The organism is Acetobacter fabarum, from assembly GCF_011516925.1.
In the GTDB taxonomy this organism is placed as follows: domain Bacteria; phylum Pseudomonadota; class Alphaproteobacteria; order Acetobacterales; family Acetobacteraceae; genus Acetobacter; species Acetobacter fabarum.
Window position 1 is genome coordinate 54,830 of record NZ_WOTG01000010.1, and the last position, 19,392, is coordinate 74,221.

The window sequence follows — 19,392 nt, forward strand, 5'->3', positions numbered from 1 at the left end:
TGTGTGCTGTTATGGAGGTTCACGCAAATGGAAACAGGGGCAGACGCGCGTATGCACAGTGTAAGGCTCGATCTCCACAAGGGAGGTGCCGCAGGTAGCCTGCTTGTGCTGGGTGGCGCAAGATCAGGCAAAAGCCGCTTTGCCGAAAATGCCATAACAGCTCTGCCCGGCCCAAGAATATACCTGGCCACGGGCCGCGCATTTGATGATGAAATGCATGACCGTATTGCCCGGCATAAGCGCGAGCGCGCCAGTGCAGGCTGGCAGACGGTGGAAGAAGCCCTGAATGTGGCCGATGTGCTCCACCAGCACGCCAGCACCCCGGTTTTGCTGGACTGCCTGACCTTGTGGCTGACCAATCTTTTGCTCGACGGGCGGGAGGTGGAAGGCCCCACCACCGCCCTGCTTGCCAGTTTGCACGCACGCACCGCTCCGACGGTTATGGTGGGGAACGAGGTTGGGTTGGGTATTGTGCCCCAAAGCCCGCTGGGGCGGCGCTTCCGGGATGAGGCTGGGCTTTTGCACCAGCGTCTGGCAGCCTGTGTGGGCAAGGTGGTGTTTGTGGCGGCAGGGCTGCCCATGGTGCTCAAGAACGAAGGTGCTTCTGCCTAAGTTACGGTAAGGGGCCGGTGGCAGGCGGAGGGTAAAACGCCCTTTGCCCGGTGGCGCGTGGTCTGCCATTATGGCGCTGGCTTTTTTGCGGGCACGCCACCACAGGGCGTAAAATGCAGCCAGACCTCTTGCGCACTCGGGCGGAAGATGGTGAGTGGCTGACGCTTGTGTGGGCATAACCGGGTTATCACCATACCCGTTCATTTTGGCTGAGAGATGCATATGTCAGAGACACCAATCAACACCCAGCTTCTGATCGCAGGACAGTGGCAGGATGCGGCCGATGGCCGTACACTCCCCATTCTGGACCCTGCCAGTGGCGAGCTTATTGGCAAGGTTGCCCATGCCTCTGTTGCCGATCTGGATAAAACGGTGGCCGGTGCCGCTGTGGGTTATGACGCATGGCGCAACCTGAGCGCATGGGACCGCTATGCGATCATGCGCAAGGCTGCCGACCTGCTGCGTGAGCGTGCGGATGCCATTGGCCGGATCATGAGCCGCGAACAGGGCAAGCCTCTGGCTCAGGCCGTGATCGAAATTAATGCCGCCGCCGGTGTGATCGAATATTTTGGTGAAGAAGGCCGCCGCCTGAACGACGAGCTGGTGCCCGCGCGCGTGCCAGATGTTGAACAGCGTGTGCTGCACCGCCCCATTGGTGTGGTCGCTGCCTTTACGCCGTGGAACTTCCCCATCAACCAGATTGCCCGCAAGCTGGGGGCAGCACTTGGGGCCGGGTGTGGTGTTATTGTTAAAGCTCCGGAGGATACCCCCGCCTCTCCGGCCGAGCTGATCCGCTGTTTTTGTGATGCGGGTATTCCCGCAGGGGCTGTGTCTCTGGTTTATGGCACGCCAGCGGAAATTTCGGAGTATCTGATCGCCCATCCGGTGGTGCGCAAGATTTCCTTTACCGGTTCTACCCCCGTGGGCAAGCATCTGGCCGCACTGGCTGGTGGGCAGATGAAGCCGGTGACCATGGAACTGGGTGGCCATGGTCCGGTGATTGTCTGCCGGGATGCGGATCTGGATCAGGCGGCCGAGCGTGTGGCTGCTGCCAAGTTCCGCAATGCCGGGCAGGTGTGCATCGCCCCCACCCGCTTTTTGCTGCACAAGGACATTGCCGCTGCGTTTATTGAAAAGTTCAAGGCCCAGATGAGCGCGCTCAAAATTGGCCGTGGGCTGGACGCAGGCGTGACCATGGGCCCCGTTATTAACGAACGGCGCGTCAAGGCATTGACCGAACTGGTGGATGACGCCCGCGCCAAAGGGGCAGAGCTGTGGCAGCCTGATACCGCACTGCCTAACAAAGGCTTTTTCTTCCCCCCGACGCTGGTGCTCAAGCCCACACTGGATATGCGGGTCATGCAGGAAGAACCGTTTGGCCCGATTGCCATTATGGATGAGTTTTCCGAACTCGCAGACGCCATAAAGGAAGCCAACCGTCTGCCTTACGGTCTGGCTGCATATGTGTACACCGGCTGTGAGCGGACAGAACGCCTGCTGGGTGAAAAACTGGAAGCTGGCATGGTGGCTATTAACCACCACGGTATTGGCGTGCCGGAAGTGCCGTTTGGCGGCATCAAGGATTCCGGTTACGGCACGGAGGGTGGCCCTGCTGCTCTGCGGGCGCATACGATCATCAAACTGGTTTCCAGCCTGCATCGGCCATCTGCTTACTAAAAGCATTTGGTTTTATAATCGGGTTTAAAAAATGCCGTGCGCTGGTGGAGCGCACGGCATTTTTGTATGTAAAAGACGGCTAAAAAATCAGAAAGTGGCGGAAAGACTGACATTGAACGAACGACCCATGCCCGGCATGGGCATGCGTGTGCCATCGCGCTTTAAGTCGTATGTCAGAATACCGCCAAGAGGCATGTAATAAGCCTGATTCAGCACGTTATCGATCCCTGCTGTCAGGGTCATCATTTTCCAGTTGTAGCTGCCGTTCAGGTTCAGCAGCGCATAGCCGGGGGTACGTGGCTCGTTACGGAGTGAGTCCACTGTATCCTTGGCTTTGACAAAGTTCATTTCTGCCCGGCCTGTCCACGGGCCTACGGTTTCATTCAGGCCGAGTGTACCGTTCAGGGGCATCTGCTGGTACAGGCCGGTATGGGTGACCTTGTCCTGCCCACGGACCCAGTTGAGCACGCCGGTTATTTCCCCTTTGCCGTAACGGCTTGTATTCCACACCGTATAATGGCCGGAGGTGTTAATGCCGTACATCTGGGCATTATGGTTTTCAAAAATATACTGGTTACTGTTGGCGCTCAGGTTTTTGACAAAATTGACGTTAATGTAGTTGTGCACATAGGTGTAATAGGGCTGCACCTTCAGCTCCCACCTCTGGGCGGAGGTCGGGTCATGCCAGTCGAATGTTACGCTGGCCGTGTTCCCGATTTCGGACTTCAGGTTCGGGTTGCCAACATAGCCGTTGCCATCACCAAACCAGCCGATCATTTTGGAGGACATGCCTCCCTGCCCCCATGCGTAGCGCTCGTACAGGTTGGGCGCGCGGGATTTGCGGGCATAGCCTGCTTCTATGGTCAGGCTGTCTGTCGCTTTCCAGCGGGTCAGGGCGGTGACGTCAAAGTTTACGTCCGAGCGCCCGTGGTTAATGCGGTTGAAGTTGTCGGCGGCTTTTATGTCCGCAGCACTCATCATGCCGGTCCAGGAATAGGGCGAAACATTGCCCGTGTTCATCATGACCAGGTCATTGCGCAGGCCAAGCAGGGTGGAAACGCGGGGTGTCCACTGGGCCTCCCATTCCGCAAAGTGGCCCAGCCGGTCTCTATGGCCGTTATTGATGTTGTTGAAGGTGTTGGGCCCCATCATCATGCTGCCAACAAGGGGGGGCCACCAGTCCCGCAGGCCTTCATGGTCGAATGAGCTGCCAAGGCGGAGTGTATGCTGGCGGGCCAGCGGAATTGTGGCCTTTATGGAATAGCCAGCCGAGCGCTGGTCATCATTCATGGGCATACCTTTTGTGGTGGAGTGTCCACCCTTATCATCCAGCATGTTCATGGCGTGGGTGACGCGCTGCCAGTGGCCACGGGCTTCCAGCGTGCCCCAGTTGAAGTCCCCCACATATTTGCCGTTTACGTAGGTGGAGCGGTTGTTGGTCATGTCCATGTACTGGTTGGCAAACCCTTCCCGCGGGGCGTCCTGCTGGCCAAAGGTCAGCACCAGCAGGTGGTTTTTCTTATGTACGCCAAGCGTTACGTCATGCGTGTAGCGCACGTATTCGGTCGATCCGACCTTACCTATGCCGCCCCCGCCGCTGTAGTCCTCCGACTGGTCGTAAGAGGCATTGTAGCGCAGGCTGAAAGTGTCGTTCGCAACGGTCATGCTGCCTGCGGCGGAATAGCCGCCACCATTGCTGCGGTAGGTGCCGCGTGCGCGCCCGGTAAACAGGATTTTGCCGTGGCGGGCAAAGCGTGGGTCTGCGCGTTCCACATCAATGGTGCCACCCAGACTGTCCCCCCCATTGCTGACCGATGTCAGCCCTGCAATGGCGGTTGCGGTCTCCACACTGTCAGGGTCGATGTAAGAGAGTGCAGGGTTCATGTGGTTAGGGCAGGCGGGGTTGATGCGCACGCCATCCACCACGGTTGCAACCCGGTCATCTGCCATGCCGTTGAGCACGGGCAGGTTGGCCAGACGCCCCCCGCCGTAACTGCTGAAACCCGGCTGGTTACGGAAGAGCGATGCCGCATCCGGGCTGGACAGGCGCGACATGCGAGCCGAGCTTTTATCAACCTGTGACGCACTTAAAAGGCTATCGGCCAGAGCGGCATCTTCCTGCGCGGTGGAAATATCCACCCGTGGAAGGGTCACAACAGTTGCGGCCAGGCCGGGGCTTGCGGCGCAGGGGAGTGCGCACGCAGCCATAAGCCACAGCCAGTTACGCTGGCTGCGGGCAAAAAATGGATAGGACATAAACAGAAAAAACCCTGTTCAAAGCATACTGAGTAAAGTCCCCGGTCAAGAGCACATGGGCGCAAGCGCACGGATGCACCAAAGCGGGGAGCGAGGTTTCAGAAAGCCTGAAGCAGGGTAAGGGGTGGTCCGCGGGAGGGGGGCAGGCCCAGAATGCAGGCGGGTGGTGCCCGTGGGGCGGAGGCCGCACTGCCACGGCGGATCCAGCGCAGGGCAGGGGCTGGCAGAAGCAGGAAAACAGCAGGCAGTGCCGCAAAAAATGCCAGTAATGGGCAAAGCGGGCAGCTTGCCTCATCATGATGATGGGTGGGGTGCTGCTGCTGGTTTTTTTGCGCACTGGCCATACAGTGCATGTGGTGCATGCTGCCCCCGGGCATGGGGGCACAGTGTGCTTGCGCAGTGTGCGATTGTGCCGCGTGCGGGGCAATATCTATGCCTGTCAGCCGGATAAGCGTTGCACGGGGGAGCTCTTCTGGCAGGGAAAGCGACTGGAGCGCCATAAGCCCAACAAGACCCGCCAGCGTAACCATGACCAGCGGCCATAACAGCAGCGTGCGAATAATGGGGTTGCGACGGAACATAGGGCGGATCAGAAGCTTTTCAACAGTCAGAAGTACACAGGCACTTTGCCATGGTTGTGCCATGTTTGCGCTTTTATGAACCACCCTGTCAAATCAAACAGGGCTATGCCATAATTCAGGGCGGAGGCAGCACCGTGAGCAAATGGCATACAGACAGACAGGAACAGGTTGAGCCTGAGCACAAGGCCGTGCCATGCGCGCCTGTGGAGTGTTCTGTTGGAGCGCTCAGGCAGCGCGGGCTGGCTATTGGGCTGTCTGACGAGCGCAGGTTTGTCTGGTTGGTGGCTTTTGCCGTGGCGGTTCTGGCGCATGTTGCCATGACCGTGTGGCTGATCATGACAGTCTCCCCCCAGACCGGCACGCAGCAACCCGCTGCGGTTTCCATGCTGTTTGAAGCGCCCAAGGCACCATTGCCTGAAGCTGAACAGGCACAGGCGGGGCAAACAGCCCCCAAACTTCAGGTCCAGCCCGCCCCGGCCATGGAAGATATGCCGGATATGGATCCGCAATCCCTTACTCAGAACGAGGAAGTGGTTCTGCCGCCTTCCGCCAAGGCTGAAGCCGAACATCTTCCCCCTGCATCTGCCGTGCCCAAAAAACTGGTTCAGCCCGCCCCGGCTATGCAGCACGACAAAAGTGTACAGGCCACCACCAAAGTGCCACCGGAGGCAGCGCATACGGGGGAAGGCACTACAACCGCTCATACCCATGCAAAAACGGATATGGCTGCAACAGGTGGGCACGCCGTGGCACCTCCCAGCGCTGCTGCTGCGGGGCAGAAAGGGGGCTTTCAGCTCTCCTGCTCTGCCCCCGAATCACACTACCCCGTATCGGCACGCCATTTGCATGAAGAGGGTGAGGCCGTGGCCGAAGTCAGTATCAACGCCAAGGGACAGGTAATTGCCGCAAGGCTGGTGCAAAGCACGGGGTATGATGATCTGGATGATCAAGCATTGCAGACCGTTAAAAATCTCCATTGCACTCCCCCTGAAACGGCTGTGGTCACGGGCCGGATACCTGTTGGCTTCCACATTCAGTAATTAAGCTTGTGTCGGGGAGAATTTTACAGTAGGAGACTGGTCATTGCCTCTGTCCCGTTCGTCTAGAGGCCTAGGACACTGCCCTTTCACGGCGGCAACACGGGTTCGAATCCCGTACGGGATACCATAGGTTTTTGAAGCATTGATTTTTCTAGTAAAAATCAGGCTCATTTTTCCTTAAAAATAAAAAAATACTAGCGAAAAAATCTAGATTATCCATCGACAATAAATATTAGAACGCTATTATTAAAGTATTTTCTTGCGATTTATCTGTTTTTTTAAGAATAAAATCGATTTCCTGTGCAGTTGTTAATATTTCTACGCGGTCATAGTGCCTATAACAATGATCGCTATCGTGCGGGGCATCAATGGTATACGTTGTGGGAATATTTATTTCGTATTTTCCCTGATTGAATGGACCTTTTCAAGGTATTCTATTGCTGTAAAGAATTGGTATTATATTCCGGAAGGGAACGCTAAGTGTCTTAACTGATTGCAGCAGTTCCACTTATGCGCCCCACTTCATGTTTTGTAAGACTGAAATTTATAAAAATTATTACTCAAACTACCGTTGTATCAAAAGCTATGTCTCTTACACGGTTGATAAGGCTTTCTCCCCCATCAAGGTAGATGACCTGCCCAACCATGGATGCGGCCGACAGAATTAAACTCAGGCATGCAGAAATTTCTTCCGGGGTGGAACTGCGACCGAGCGGGGTGGCACGCCAGGCACGCTCAAAGCCCTCGTCTGTCTGCTTGCCGCTTCTCAAGGTCAGGCCGGGGGCAATGGCGTTGACCCGGATCTTGGATTTGAATGCCATGGACAGGACCTGTGTCACGCACAGCAGTGCCGCTTTGCTGATTGTGTAGGAAAGAAAATCGGGGTTAAGGCTTTTAACCTTATGATCCAGAATATTTACGATGCAGCGGTCATCAATATTCCCCGGTGCACGCGCAAAATCCCTTGATAGGAAAAGGGGTGCCGTGAGGTTGGGTTCCATATGCTTGTCAAATGAATCGTAAGTAAGTGAATCAATATTATCGTATTCAAAATTAGAAGCATTGTTAACAAGAACGTCTATGGCACCATAACGCTCGACAACTGCCGGAATAAGTTTTTGAACATCTTCGCGATTATTAAAATCGGCATGAACAGCAAAGCACTCGTAACCCATGGAGGTTAGAGAGTTTACAAGTTCAAGAGCTTCCTGTTCGGAGTGATTATACTGAATGGCAACTTTCCAGCCGTTCCGGGCAAGATCCCGCGAAAGAACAGCTCCGATGCGCTTTGCTCCCCCTGTTACAAGAGCAACCCGGGCATTGTTATTCTGATCGCGACTGGTCATAGTTTTTCCTGTTTACATTACCTGCGGGCAGTAGCTCAGAGCGTTCACCACAAATCTCAATACCAGCTCCGTCTGCTTCGTTAAAGATATCAAGTTTGGTGATGGAGATACGGATTGCATCTACTAATGGGTTAGCAAAACAAACTTCAACCAGTTCTCTGGCAAGGGTTTCCAGCAGGGGGGTATGTGGCCGTTCTGGCCATGTGATGATGGCATTGCGGACTGGATCGTAATCAATGTAAAGGTCTTTGTCGTGGGCTTTTGCGCCGTGCAACCATGCAAACATTTCAACATTAACGCAAAGTCGTGTCGGTCTTTCCGGGTAGAGTTCCCATGGGTGCAAACCAACCTGCGCATTCACAATGACATTTCGTAAGACTGACTTGAGGTATGGTCTGGTGCCTAAAGGTGATGCAGCATTAGGTGATGGCATGTTGTCCCTAATCATCTCACCAAACATCCTTTGTTGGTAAATAATAAAATATAAGATTTTTGAGTATAAAAAAATCCTCGATCTCGGCAAGGGGAATGTCCGAGTGCTGATGCTTGGAACTTGTTTGAGTTATTGTCTTTTTTGGCTCCCGCTGCGTCAGTGGTAATGGTTTGGTATGATATTTCAATTCAGTTATTTGGTGATGTTGAAATAAAAATGTCAATTTCTCTGAATTATGCAAATAAAATTATATATAAACAAAATAGAGTTTATGAGAAGATAAAAGTTATTTTTCAATGTAGAGGAAAAATATTTTTTCCTTCTCACTAGGAGAGGATCAGGAATGATTGTCATGGTCGTATGCCTGTATTACGGAAAGAAGGAGGGCTATAGCGCGCCGTAAGGCTTGGGGGTACGAGCATGGTTGGTGACAAAGATGGAACCGGTGGTAGCCCGGAGCAGGAGGGCATGCCCGATATTGTGCCGGTTATTCTGTCTGGTGGGGCTGGGAGCAGGTTGTGGCCCGTCTCGCGCGGGAGCTTTCCCAAGCAGTTCTGGTCCTTGTTAACCGACTTTACACTTTTGCAGGATACGGCTTTGCGGGGGCAGGCCAAAGGGGTGGTGGCCCCGGTTGTTGTCTGTAATGCCGAGCACCGCTTTGTTATTGCCGAGCAGCTTCGCGGTGTAGGTATTCACGATGCCCGGATTATTCTGGAGCCCGTTGGCCGTAATTCGGCCCCGGCCATTGCCGCCGCCGCATTTGTTGTGGCCGAACGTAACCCCGATGCCGTGTTGTGGGTCATGGCTGCGGATGCTGCTATTCAGGATGTACACAAACTGCATGTTGCTCTTGAACATGCCGTAACGGCAGCCAAAGCAGGCTATGTGGTCACCTTTGGCATGGCCGCGACCCGGCCGGAAACAGGCTACGGGTATATTGAGCAAGGTGCCGCTCTTGCGGGCATGCCCGAAGTTTATTCCGTCACCCAGTTTGTGGAAAAACCGGACAAAGGCAAGGCAACCGCTTTTCTGGAGCAGGGGGGGTATTTGTGGAATTCGGGCATGTTTGTTGTCCGTGCCGCGACTTTTCTGGCCGAGATGCAGCGTTACGAACCTAACCTGTATGCCTGTGTTGAAGAGGCCGTGCAAAAACGTAAGACAGATATGGATTTTGAAAGACTGGACCCGGACAGTTTTTCCCGCTCTCCCGATATTTCGGTTGATTATGCCGTGGCAGAACGCACGGATAAGGCAGCCGTTGTGCCCGGCAGTTTCGGCTGGTCGGATGTGGGGAGTTGGGACGCCTTGTGGGAATTGGGGCACAAGGACGCCCAGGGCAATGTGACACATGGCAACGTGCTGCTAGAAGATGTAGGCCAGTCTTACGTGCGTACCGATGGTTTGCTGGCGGCAGTTCTGGGCGTGGATAATCTGGTGGTTGTGGCAACACAGGATGCGGTGCTGGTTGCCAGTAAGGACCGGGCACAGGATGTTAAAACCCTTGTGCAAAACCTGAAAAAAAACAATATGCCCGAAGCGGACACGCATCGCCTGACCTATCGGCCCTGGGGGCATTATGAGGCTTTGACAGCAGGGCATCGTTTTCAGGTCAAAAAAATTGTCGTCCAGCCGGGGCAGAAGCTCTCGTTGCAAAAACATTATCATCGGGCTGAACACTGGGTGGTTGTGGAAGGCACAGCCCTTGTCACGCGTGGTGTGGAGCAGGTGATTGTGCGGGAGAACGAGAGCATCTATCTGCCACTGGGCAGTCTGCACAGGCTTGAAAATCCCGGCCGCATGCCTGTTACCCTGATCGAGGTTCAGTCCGGTTCGTATCTGGGTGAGGATGACATTGTGCGTTTTGATGATATCTATAGCCGGACTAAGTAGATTTTTTCAGTAAAGACTGGGGAAGAAAAAATGCCTAACGTTTCTTTTATTCCCCATGCAGCGGCGCGTGTTTCTGCTGTTTTGGCGCAATTGAAGGATTATCTGGGGGACAAGGTCTCCACCAACCAGTCTGTGTGTGAAGCGCACAGCCATGGCGAAGCGCTGGAACTGGCGCGTCTGCCCGCAGCGGTTGTGTTTGCCGAAACAACGGAAGATGTCTCGACCGTTCTGGGCATATGCCACGGGGCCTATGTGCCTGTTGTGGCCTTTGGGGCTGGTACATCGGTGGAAGGGCATGTTACGCCGCCTGAACATGCAGTGAGCCTCGACCTGTCCAGAATGACCGGGGTTCTGCAGGTGAATGCGGAGGATATGGACTGCCGCGTGCAGGCAGGCTTGACCCGGCAGGAGCTCAATATCCGTTTGCGTGATACGGGACTCTTCTTCCCCGTGGACCCGGGTGGTGAGGCCACGCTAGGGGGTATGTGTGCAACCCGTGCTTCGGGCACCGCAGCAGTGCATTACGGCACAATGAAAGAAAACGTGCTTGGCCTGACAGTGGTTATGGCAAATGGAGAGGTCATAAAAACTGGTGGACGGGTAAGAAAATCCTCCACCGGGTATGATCTGACCTCCCTGTTCATCGGGTCGGAAGGGACTTTGGGCATTATTACGGAAGTCCAGTTGCGTCTGCATGGTATTCCCGAGCAGCTTTCGGCTGCGATCTGCCAGTTTGAAAATCTGGAAGATGCGGTCCGTACGGCGGTGGAAGTGATTCAGGCCGGGGTGCCAATTGCGCGCGTGGAACTGATGGACGATGTGCAGATGGCGGCCAGCATCCGCTATTCCGGGCTGGATGAACTGCGGCCGATTACTACCCTGTTTTTTGAATTTGCCGGTGCCCCCGCTTCCGTGCGGGAGCAGGTGGAGGTGACCGAAGCTCTGGCCGGGGACAATAACGGCCTTGGCTTTGCCTGGGCAGACACACCCGATGAACGGGCCCGGTTGTGGAAGGCGCGGCATAACGCTTTCTGGGCCGTTAAGGCACTTTATCCGGGCTTTAGGGTGATCAGCACGGATTGCATCGTGCCTATTTCTCAGCTCGCTCCCCTTATTGTGGGGGTTAAGGCCGATATTGAAGCATCCGGGTTACAGGTTGCCATTCTTGGCCATGTTGGGGATGGTAATTTTCATACACTGATCATGACGGAAGATACGCCTGAAGGGAGTGCAAAGGCTCTGGAGCTTGACCGCAAAATTGTTGCGCGCGCACTGGCACTTGATGGCTCATGCAGTGGAGAGCACGGCGTAGGGGTTGGCAAGCTGGAGTTTTTGGAACGAGAACATGGCGCGCAATCCCTTGAGGTGATGCGAACATTAAAAGTTGCTCTGGACCCACGGAATATTCTCAACCCCGGCAAGCTTTTGCCGGAAGGGCTGGCTTATATCGGGTAACGGGCTTGCAAAGGTCTATGCGGAGTGCTTCCGGGTAAAAACCGTATTACCTTTGCGGATCATGGGGGTGGGACACTACAAATAAACTTGACAATCGGGTGCTATATTTTGTTCAAGCAAAACTGATAGTGATTTATTGTGTTGTCTCTTCCCATTCCTTATAGCGGGGTTTGTCAGCGATGGTTTCTTTCCTTCTTTCCCGTCGGGCTGTACTGGCTGGGAGCATGGCGTTGGCATGTGCTCTGGCGGGCCAGACCGCATATGCCGCGCCACAGGTCCTGCGCGTAGGCATTATGGCAGGGGAAGATGAGGACGTGTGGCCGGTGGTGGCGGCCAATGCCGCCCGGGATGGGCTGGAACTCAAGCTGGTTACTTTTTCAGATTACAACGCTCCGAACGAGGCGCTGGCAGAGCATGAGCTGGAAGCCAACGCCTTCCAGCATACTCCTTTTCTGGATGCCCAGAACAAGGCCAAGGGGTATGGCATTGTGTCGGTTGGGCATACTTACGTGGCACCGATCGGGCTTTACTCAACACGCTGGAAATCTGTTGCCGACCTGCCAGACAAGGCTGTGATTGGCGTACCCAATGACCCGACAAACGAAGGGCGCGCCCTGCTTCTGCTGCAAAAACTGGGGTTGATCAAACTCGCGGCGGATGCAGGGAATACCCCAACAGCGCTCGATATTACGGAAAACCCCCATAACATCAGTATCCGCGAGCTTGATGCCGGTGTGGTGGGGCGTGCCCTGACCGATCTGGATGGCGCGGTAATCAATACGGACTGGGCCAAAAAGGTTGGCGTGGACATTGAAAAAACACGCATTGCGCAGGAAACAGCCGATAATAACCCGTATATCTGCATTATAGCCGTGAACGAAGCCGATAAATCTGCTCCGTGGGTTGCCAAGCTGGTGCACGCTTATCAGCAGCCCAATGTGCGGCAGGCTCTGGACAAGGCGTTTCATGGCGCTGTGCTGCCATCCTGGCCATGAACCTGTTAGAAGTCGAACGCCTTAACCGTTCCTTTGGCGGCCAGCCTGCCCTGCACGATATTTCGTTTACGGTGCCCAAGGGGCAGCGGCTGGGTATTATTGGCCGCTCAGGGGCAGGTAAATCCACGCTTTTACGGTGCCTGAGCGGTCTGGACCGCCCCCAGTCTGGCAGAATACTGCTGGAAGGGGAGGATATGGCTATCCTGCCTGAGGCAAAGCTTGTTCTGCTACGGCGCAGGATCGGGCTGGTTTTTCAGCACTTCAACCTGCTCAACTCGCGCACCATTGCGGCCAATGTGGCCCTGCCGTTGCAAATTGCCGGTATACCCAAGGCCGAGCGCAACAAACGTGTGATGGAACTGCTGGACCTTGTTGGTCTGGCGGACCACGCGGGCAAATATCCGGCTATGCTTTCTGGCGGGCAAAAGCAGCGTATTGGCATTGCACGGGCACTGGCTGCCCACCCGGCCCTGTTGCTGTGTGATGAAGCAACCTCGGCGCTGGACCCGGAGACAACCCAGACAATTCTGGCGCTTCTGGCCGATATTAACCGTGTGCTGGGCCTGACCGTTGTTTTTATCACGCATGAGATGGATGTCGTGCGCAGTTTGGCGCAGCAGGTGCTTGTGCTGGAAAAAGGGCGCATTGTGAGCCGTGGCAAACCGGCCGATATTCTGGATGCTAACCAGTTGGCCGCTGTTCTACCGCCTAATCTCAGCCAGACCCCGCAGGATGGCAGCCACGCCATTGTGCGCTTGACCGTGGCCACACAGGCAGTGTTTACCCCTTTGCTCCACACGCTGGAACAACAGTGTCAGGCCAGTTTTGCCCTGCTGCACACCCTCCCCAACCCGGAAAGGGAGGAACTGGTGGATGTGGTGGTGCAAACAGATGGTCTTTCCGTCGCAACCATGAACGCTCTTCAGGCGCATGCCTGTGCAGCCGAGGTAATTGGATATGTCCCGGCTCATTCTTGATCTGCTCTGGCGCGCTACGGCTGAAACACTGGAAATGGTTCTGGCCTCCGGAGCGCTGGCGGTTGCTGGCGGCCTGCCGCTGGCTGTGCTGCTTGTTCTTACCTCCTCTTCGGGGCTGTATCCTCTGCCGCTGTTATCCCGCTTGGTGGGTGGGGTCGTGGATGCGGTGCGGGCCGTACCGTTTATTATTTTGCTTGTGCTGCTTATTCCCTTCACGCGCATGGTGGTTGGCACGGCATTGGGTACAACGGCTGCTATTGTACCTTTGTCCATAGCGGCCATTCCTTATTTTGCCCGTATTGCCGAAGTATCTTTGCGGGAGGTGGATACCGGGCTGGTCGATGCCGTACGGGCCATGGGGGGCACTCGGTGGATGGTGGTACGCTATGTGCTGCTGCCAGAAAGTCTGCCGGGGCTGATCTCGGGCTTTACGGTTACGCTGGTAACGCTTGTGGGCGCATCTGCCATGGCAGGGGCCATAGGCGCAGGTGGGCTGGGTGATCTGGCAATCCGCTATGGGTATCAGCGCTTCAACACCACGGTCATGTTCGGGGTGGTGGCTGTTCTAATCGCTCTGGTTATGGCCTTGCAGGGCGTGGGTAATTTTCTTGCACACTCCTTGCGTCATACAAACCCGGGGCGGGCAGAGTAAAAGGGCAGCACTACCTAACGCTCGCATATGGGGGCAGTGCAGTAGGGATTCAGCCGAGTCACTGCACGGGTCGAGCTATGTGGAGCAGGCAGCGAAGATGTTATTTTTAAAGCATAAGTCATGCAGGTGCTGTGGCCGCTTCAAGGCTGCAAACCTGTGTGCCATATTTTATTCTTCCTGCGCACATCACTGAATAAAGCAAAAAATAACACTTATTTTATTATTTTGAGCGCCAAAATAAATCTCGCTCACACAGGAATGTGACCACAAAATAGAGCTTTGAAAAATTAACGCCCCGTAATTTGTTGCACATGTTTGATCCTGTGTTATGACTATAACAGGTATGCACCACTTTATTGGTTACCTGCTTTTCTCATGGATATGATTTGAGGCAGAGCAGCGCGCACTCTGTGCAATTTTAAATATGGTGCGAATTTTTCCGGCAAAAGCATTCTGCCACGGCGTGGTAAAATGGAGGAATTAAGATGGCTCAACGGGACAATGTTATCTCGCCGGGTGTTGAACTTGGCCAGAGAATCAAAATCCTTCGCAAAACTGCCGGCCTTACACAGCAGCAGGTTGCCGATGCACTCGGCGTTTCCCGCCCCGCCATAGCATTCTGGGAAACAGGGCGTGAGGGAAGTGCGCGCAAGCATATTCCCAAACTGGCGGCATTGTTGCACGTGGAACCAGAAGTGTTTCTGACAGGCTACGTGCAGGAAGATATTGATCTGATCGTCTCGCCCGATGAGCGGGATATGGTTTCCCTTTACCGGATGCTCGATGCGTCCCGCAAAGTTTCCGCCCAGAAGTGGATGGAACGGCAGGCAAAAACGGTTAATCTGGAAGGGTAATCGTTTTTAGGCAGTCTGGCTGCCAAAGGTAAACGTTCTTACCGTTGTGCATGCGTTGCAGGGTTCGCACGTAAACGGGCTGCCTGCAAACGGGGTTGAGTAGGGGAAAACCTACCCAACCCTGAACCGCTTAGAATTCCATGGAAAGAGTGAAGTGGTAGATGCGGGGCAGGCCGGCATAGAGTGTCTCAGGTGTATTGGACACTGCACCGGGGGAGCCTGCAAAAACCGATGCCCAATAGCGCTCATTTGTCGCGTTGCTCACCCCAAAGCGTACAACCCAGGGGAACTTGACGACGTTAAAGGCATAACGCGTGCCCAGATCCAGCGTGGTGTAGGATCCTGTATGGAGCGTATTTGTCAGGTTTGCTGCACGGTTGCCCATGTAATGCACATTGGCATTGAACGCCCAGCCAGAAGCAAAGGAACCAAGCGAGGCAGGCAGTCGGTAGTCCAGCAGCATGTTGGCCTGTAGCGGAGCTGCCCCAATAATTTCCTTATTATTATATTTGCTTTCCTTGCTGTTAATAAGCTCGGCATCCAGCCAGGTGACACCAGCCAGAACGGACAGGTTGGGCAATACTTCGCCAGAAATCTGGGCTTCCACACCGTAGTTACGCTGTGTTCCAACATAACCATATTCCAGCGGCAGCTGCGCTCCGCTCACGGGGTTGGTGCAGGTGGAACCGTTGGGGCAGTAGCTTGCTGCGTATTTTGATGTCATGCGGAAACCTGCAACGTTAAACTGCATTTTCCCGTAACGGAGTTTATAGCCGACTTCATATTCTTCCGGGCGGATCAAAGGCTGTGTCTGATACGCGTTGGAGTTGGAGGCATTGGCCACCGCACCCGGTTCAACCGAGCGGGCATACGTGAAGTACAGGGTCTGGTTATCGGTGGGTTTATAGAGCAGGCTAACCGTCGGGCTAAAAGCAGCACTGGCCTGAACGGATTTTTCCAAAGGACTGGGCACGACTTTGCTCTTGGGGCCTCTCTGGTCTATCCAGCTCCAGCCCAGTGTGCCCAGAATTGACCAGTGTTTGTTAAAGGTCAGGGTATCCCCAATAATAAAAGACTGTGTGGTAATGCGCCCTGATTCCCAGCGGCCATGGTAGTAAGGCTGTTTGCCGTTGACCTTGATGGGGTTGTAGATGCTGGCGTGGTCGGCGGCTGTTACCGTGCTGACCGCGGTGCCAGGGGTGGTCGGGTTATAGGTCCCTGACATGTAGCCATTTGTACCAATTACCAGATCATGCTTGACGGGGCCGGTGTAAACACGCCCGTTGAAGTAGGCCATGTTACTGCCGGTACGGAAATCATTAGCTGTTGCAGCAGCCGTGACCGTCTGGGTGTACCCCCCGGTGTTATTGATAAGCGTATCGTTTGAGGCAAAAGACTGGCGGGCGGCGTCTTGGTACAATCCGCCGAGTGTAAAGCTCCAGTCTTTGTTGATCTCATGCTTGATCTTGGCCAGAAACGTATTGGTTTCCATATTGTAGCCGCTCCAGTCCTGCCCCAGATAGGGCTTGCTCAGGTCCGGAGCAGTGGGGAGGGAGCTGACATAGGACGGAATCGCTTTTGTAGGCGTTTCCTGCACGGCAAAGCCCGGGGCGGTCCCGCGTTCTACAAACGTGTAATGGCTGGCATCAAGCTCAATAACCGTTTTTTCATCCAGATGGATGTCAAAATCAGCACTGACCATCTCACGCCGGATCCAGCTGCCCTGTGTGTAGGCCGTGCCATTGGCGTGCAGCATGTTCAGCCGGTAACCAAACCAGCCATTTTTGCCAACCCGGCCCGAAATATCACCGTTAACCGTAGGTGTGCCGATGGAATCCACACCAACGGACAGGCGTTCGGTCCGTCGGTCTGTGGGGCGTTTGAGCGTGTATTCAAACATACCGGCAGGGTTCTGGGGACCATACATTGCACCGGACAGGCCATTGAGAACCTGCAGGTTATCCACCCATTCCCCTGCATAAGGGGTGGTGGAAACCACGTTCAACCCGTCCAGGCGGGAGTTGGACCACACATCGGCCTCAAACCCGCGCGACTGCGGGCGGGAGGTATTGGGGTCCCCGCGAATTTCAAGCTGAACAGAGGGCAGATACTGCGCCATGTCATTAATGTTGCGGATCTGCTGGTTAACCACAACGTCATGCGGCACCCCCATAACGGAGTAAGGCGTATCCAGTGTATCCCGGTTTCCCAGCGGACCAAGATAGACAATCTTGTTCATGTATTTGGCGCTGGTGCCGTCTGCGGCGTGGTGGCCATGCACGTTTACGGTTTCACCGTTCGAGCCATCCAGAATCCCGGCAATGGGGGCCATGGTTTTGGCTGTTTTGGGTGCTGCGGTTTTTGGGGGGGTGGAGGCGGATGCCTTGATGGAAGTCTGCTTGCCGGTGGTGTTCTGTTGCTCTGGTGCCACAGGCTCTGCGGCCAGCGCGGACGTAGTTAGCAACAACGCGCTAAATGTTCCGGTGGCGAAAAATGTATGGAAACGTGCGTGCATGGATCAGGCTCATCCGGGGTAAGGAGGGGTATAAAATTGATGCCTGTTTTGCCGGGTGAGTCGGGGGCTTGTCTATATACGGTCACACATAAACCTATATATGAACGAATATAACCATGAAGTGATGCAGGAATAACACACCAGCTCTGTATGCCATGATAAATGGCGATAAACCGGGTTTTTAAGGCCCGAACGCGCGCAAAGCCAATGCCGCAGCAGTTGCCACATCCCTGCGCAGGGCCACCACATTGCCTTGCCCTTGCGGGTGTACGCGGTTTGTCAGAATCATCACAAAGCTACGGGTATTGGGCACCAGCCAGAGGGACGTGCCGGTAAAACCGGTATGGCCAAAAGAGGAGGAAGGAAAGTAAGCCCCACGGGCCGTGGAGTAGTGGGTTGCTATATCCCACCCCAACCCGCGCAGGTTGGTTTTGCCTGCGGGCTGCTGGGGGGTGGACATAAGGTACAGGGTTTCTGCCCGCAGAGGAAAAGCCGAGGGCAGGCCGGCCAGTTTGTTCAACAGGGCCTGTGCGTAAGCGACTGTATCCTGCGCGCAGGAAAATAGTCCCGCGTGCCCTGCCACCCCGCCCATACGCCGGGTTGTTGGGTCGTGCACAACCCCGCGTAGCATATGCCCGTTTTCATCATACTGTGTGGGCGCGATAGTGTTCTGGTATGACGATGCAGGAAGAAAAAAAGAATTGTGTAAACCAAGGGGTTTGAGAATATACTCCATGGCATACGTGGCAAGGGGCTGGCCGGATAAGCGCTCCACAATCAGGCCCAGCGTTATAAAATTAAGGTCACTGTAAACAAACTGTTCGCCCGGCGGGGTTTGGGGGACGCTGTTCATGAGCATCCGCACCCCTGTCTGCTTGCCCTGCCATGCAAAGTTCAGGTCCAGATCCGGCGCAAGGCCGGAATAGTGTGTGAGAAGCTGGCGGATGGTAATGTCCTGCTTGCCATTAGCCGCGAATGCGGGAAGGTAATGGCAGGCCGGTGTATCCAGCGCGATAAGGCCGCGCTCATAAAACTGCATGATGGAAGGTGCTGTTATCAGAACCTTGGTCAGGGAGGCCATGTCAAAAATGGTATCCCATGTCATAGCTTCTGCTGGGGGGAGCAGGCTGCGCTGGCCAAAAACACCGCGCCATACCATGCGGCCTTCATGGCCTATGGCGGCAACGGCTCCGGGCATTTTGCCATTCTGTATGGCCTTGCGGAAAATCTCTTCCACCGGGGCAAACGGGGCAGGCTGAGTTTGCTGGGCATAAGCCGGGGGGCACAGGCCCGCAAGGCAAGTGGTCTGTACCAGCCCAGCATGCAGGGCTTTGCGGCGGGTCAGTAGAGTGCGCAAGGGCATGTTGAATAGCTCCGGGCCAGAATAAAGGATCAGGAAGGGGCCGCAACATGGCGGAAGGTGATGTTATAGCGCGTCAGCCCCGTTACCGGGTGTGGGGCAGGGGCAAGCCCTTTAATGCCGTGGTAGTGCAGGCGTGCGGGTCCGCCCCAGACCAGTACATCCCCATGGTCCAGCGCAAAGGTGCGCACCCTGTCACGCCGGTTTGGTCCACCCCACATAAAAAGACCGGTTCGCCCGAGCGAGAGTGAAACAACGGGCTGCGTCATATCTCCTTCATCCCTGTCCTGATGCAGTCCCATATGGGCACCATCCTGATAACAGTTGAGCAGGCAGGCATTGGGGGTAAAACCGGGGTACCCGGCTGTTTGCGCGGCGTTGCGTGCAAGGGCAAAAAGGCTGGCAGGCATAGCAGGCCATGGCTGCTGGCTTAGCGGGTCCACAGGCGTGTAAGCGTAGCCCTGCGCGGAGCTGACCCAGCCCAGTGCTCCGCAACTGGTCATGGCGGCGGACATGGTGCCCCCACCGGGGGTGTGCATGTGGCGGAAAGGTGCCAGTTCGGCCACTGCCTGCAAAGCCTGTAAATAAATGGTGGCTGAGGATGTGGCAAACTGGCGCAGCAGCAGGGCACCGGGCTCCAGCACCTCGCGCGCGGGGCGGTTGTCTGGCAGCAGGAGGTCCAGTTGTCTGGCGGGGGGCTGGGGGTGTGTCATGGCGGCTCCTGATGAAAACCGTTTGCGACCCCGCAC

Annotated in this window: 16 protein-coding genes and 1 tRNA gene; 10 read left to right on the forward strand and 7 right to left on the reverse strand. The window is 55.2% G+C overall.

Going from position 1 to position 19,392, the window contains the following annotated elements; genetic code table 11:
- The first annotated feature begins 51 nt into the window (after positions 1-51).
- Together cobU and GOB83_RS11135 are read left to right on the forward strand one after the other, a co-directional pair.
- Positions 52-612: a bifunctional adenosylcobinamide kinase/adenosylcobinamide-phosphate guanylyltransferase gene (cobU, locus tag GOB83_RS11130; RefSeq protein WP_086646249.1), complete on the forward strand. Its 561-nt coding sequence runs from the start codon at positions 52-54 to the stop codon at positions 610-612.
- Between the two features lie 222 nt (positions 613-834).
- On the forward strand, positions 835-2,289 hold the full coding sequence (locus GOB83_RS11135) for an NAD-dependent succinate-semialdehyde dehydrogenase (RefSeq protein ID WP_095349606.1): 1,455 nt from the start codon (positions 835-837) through the stop codon (positions 2,287-2,289).
- Positions 2,290-2,376: 87 nt separating this feature from the next.
- Here the strand turns inward: GOB83_RS11135 and GOB83_RS11140 are convergent, their stop codons facing one another.
- Both GOB83_RS11140 and GOB83_RS11145 read right to left on the reverse strand, forming a co-directional pair.
- Positions 2,377-4,545, reverse strand: a complete 2,169-nt coding sequence (locus GOB83_RS11140; protein ID WP_165926096.1) for a TonB-dependent receptor — start codon at positions 4,543-4,545, stop codon at positions 2,377-2,379.
- A gap of 98 nt (positions 4,546-4,643) precedes the next feature.
- Complete coding sequence (locus GOB83_RS11145) at positions 4,644-5,189, reverse strand: DUF2946 domain-containing protein (protein ID WP_242005835.1); 546 nt, start codon at positions 5,187-5,189, stop codon at positions 4,644-4,646.
- A gap of 71 nt (positions 5,190-5,260) precedes the next feature.
- On the opposite strand from GOB83_RS11145, the gene GOB83_RS15190 reads away from it, so the two are divergent.
- Together GOB83_RS15190 and GOB83_RS11155 are read left to right on the forward strand one after the other, a co-directional pair.
- Positions 5,261-6,166, forward strand: coding sequence for an energy transducer TonB (locus tag GOB83_RS15190; RefSeq protein WP_165926097.1), 906 nt, complete (start codon positions 5,261-5,263; stop codon positions 6,164-6,166).
- A 51-nt stretch (positions 6,167-6,217) separates the two neighbouring features.
- Positions 6,218-6,293, forward strand: a tRNA-Glu gene (locus GOB83_RS11155).
- 433 nt (positions 6,294-6,726) lie between these two features.
- On the opposite strand, the gene GOB83_RS11160 is transcribed toward GOB83_RS11155, so the two are convergent.
- Both GOB83_RS11160 and GOB83_RS11165 read right to left on the reverse strand, forming a co-directional pair.
- Positions 6,727-7,512 carry an SDR family oxidoreductase gene (locus tag GOB83_RS11160; protein ID WP_165926098.1) on the reverse strand — a complete coding sequence of 262 codons (786 nt, stop codon included), beginning with the start codon at positions 7,510-7,512 and terminating at the stop codon, positions 6,727-6,729.
- Positions 7,490-7,945 (reverse strand): dihydroneopterin aldolase, encoded by a 456-nt coding sequence (locus GOB83_RS11165; RefSeq protein WP_206752415.1) that lies wholly within the window; start codon positions 7,943-7,945, stop codon positions 7,490-7,492. Before GOB83_RS11165 ends, GOB83_RS11160 begins: the two co-directional genes overlap by 23 nt.
- A 420-nt stretch (positions 7,946-8,365) precedes the next feature.
- On the opposite strand from GOB83_RS11165, the gene GOB83_RS11170 reads away from it, so the two are divergent.
- The 6 genes from GOB83_RS11170 (at position 8,366) to GOB83_RS11195 (ending at position 14,768) form a co-directional block, all read left to right on the forward strand.
- The gene (locus tag GOB83_RS11170; protein ID WP_194301380.1) at positions 8,366-9,835 is read left to right on the forward strand and encodes a mannose-1-phosphate guanylyltransferase/mannose-6-phosphate isomerase; all 1,470 of its coding nucleotides are present in this window, start codon (positions 8,366-8,368) and stop codon (positions 9,833-9,835) included.
- A gap of 30 nt (positions 9,836-9,865) precedes the next feature.
- Positions 9,866-11,290, forward strand: coding sequence for an FAD-binding oxidoreductase (locus GOB83_RS11175; protein WP_165926100.1), 1,425 nt, complete (start codon positions 9,866-9,868; stop codon positions 11,288-11,290).
- A 179-nt stretch (positions 11,291-11,469) separates the two neighbouring features.
- On the forward strand, positions 11,470-12,285 hold the full coding sequence (locus GOB83_RS11180; protein WP_165926101.1) for a MetQ/NlpA family ABC transporter substrate-binding protein: 816 nt from the start codon (positions 11,470-11,472) through the stop codon (positions 12,283-12,285).
- The gene (locus tag GOB83_RS11185; RefSeq protein ID WP_165926102.1) at positions 12,282-13,262 is read left to right on the forward strand and encodes a methionine ABC transporter ATP-binding protein; all 981 of its coding nucleotides are present in this window, start codon (positions 12,282-12,284) and stop codon (positions 13,260-13,262) included. Before GOB83_RS11180 ends, GOB83_RS11185 begins: the two co-directional genes overlap by 4 nt.
- Positions 13,243-13,914, forward strand: a complete 672-nt coding sequence (locus tag GOB83_RS11190; RefSeq protein WP_165926103.1) for a methionine ABC transporter permease — start codon at positions 13,243-13,245, stop codon at positions 13,912-13,914. The genes GOB83_RS11185 and GOB83_RS11190 overlap by 20 nt, the downstream gene beginning before the upstream one ends.
- Before the next feature lie 485 nt (positions 13,915-14,399).
- On the forward strand, positions 14,400-14,768 hold the full coding sequence (locus GOB83_RS11195) for a helix-turn-helix domain-containing protein (RefSeq protein WP_095350300.1): 369 nt from the start codon (positions 14,400-14,402) through the stop codon (positions 14,766-14,768).
- Positions 14,769-14,898: 130 nt separating this feature from the next.
- Here GOB83_RS11195 and GOB83_RS11200 read toward each other — a convergent pair whose 3' ends face one another.
- The 3 genes from GOB83_RS11200 to alkB form a co-directional block, all read right to left on the reverse strand.
- The gene (locus GOB83_RS11200) at positions 14,899-17,283 is read right to left on the reverse strand and encodes a TonB-dependent siderophore receptor (RefSeq protein ID WP_165926104.1); all 2,385 of its coding nucleotides are present in this window, start codon (positions 17,281-17,283) and stop codon (positions 14,899-14,901) included.
- A 181-nt stretch (positions 17,284-17,464) separates the two neighbouring features.
- Positions 17,465-18,646, reverse strand: a complete 1,182-nt coding sequence (locus GOB83_RS11205; RefSeq protein WP_165926105.1) for a serine hydrolase domain-containing protein — start codon at positions 18,644-18,646, stop codon at positions 17,465-17,467.
- A gap of 29 nt (positions 18,647-18,675) precedes the next feature.
- Positions 18,676-19,356 carry a DNA oxidative demethylase AlkB gene (gene alkB / locus GOB83_RS11210; protein WP_194301381.1) on the reverse strand — a complete coding sequence of 227 codons (681 nt, stop codon included), beginning with the start codon at positions 19,354-19,356 and terminating at the stop codon, positions 18,676-18,678.
- Between the last annotated feature and the right edge of the window lie 36 nt (positions 19,357-19,392).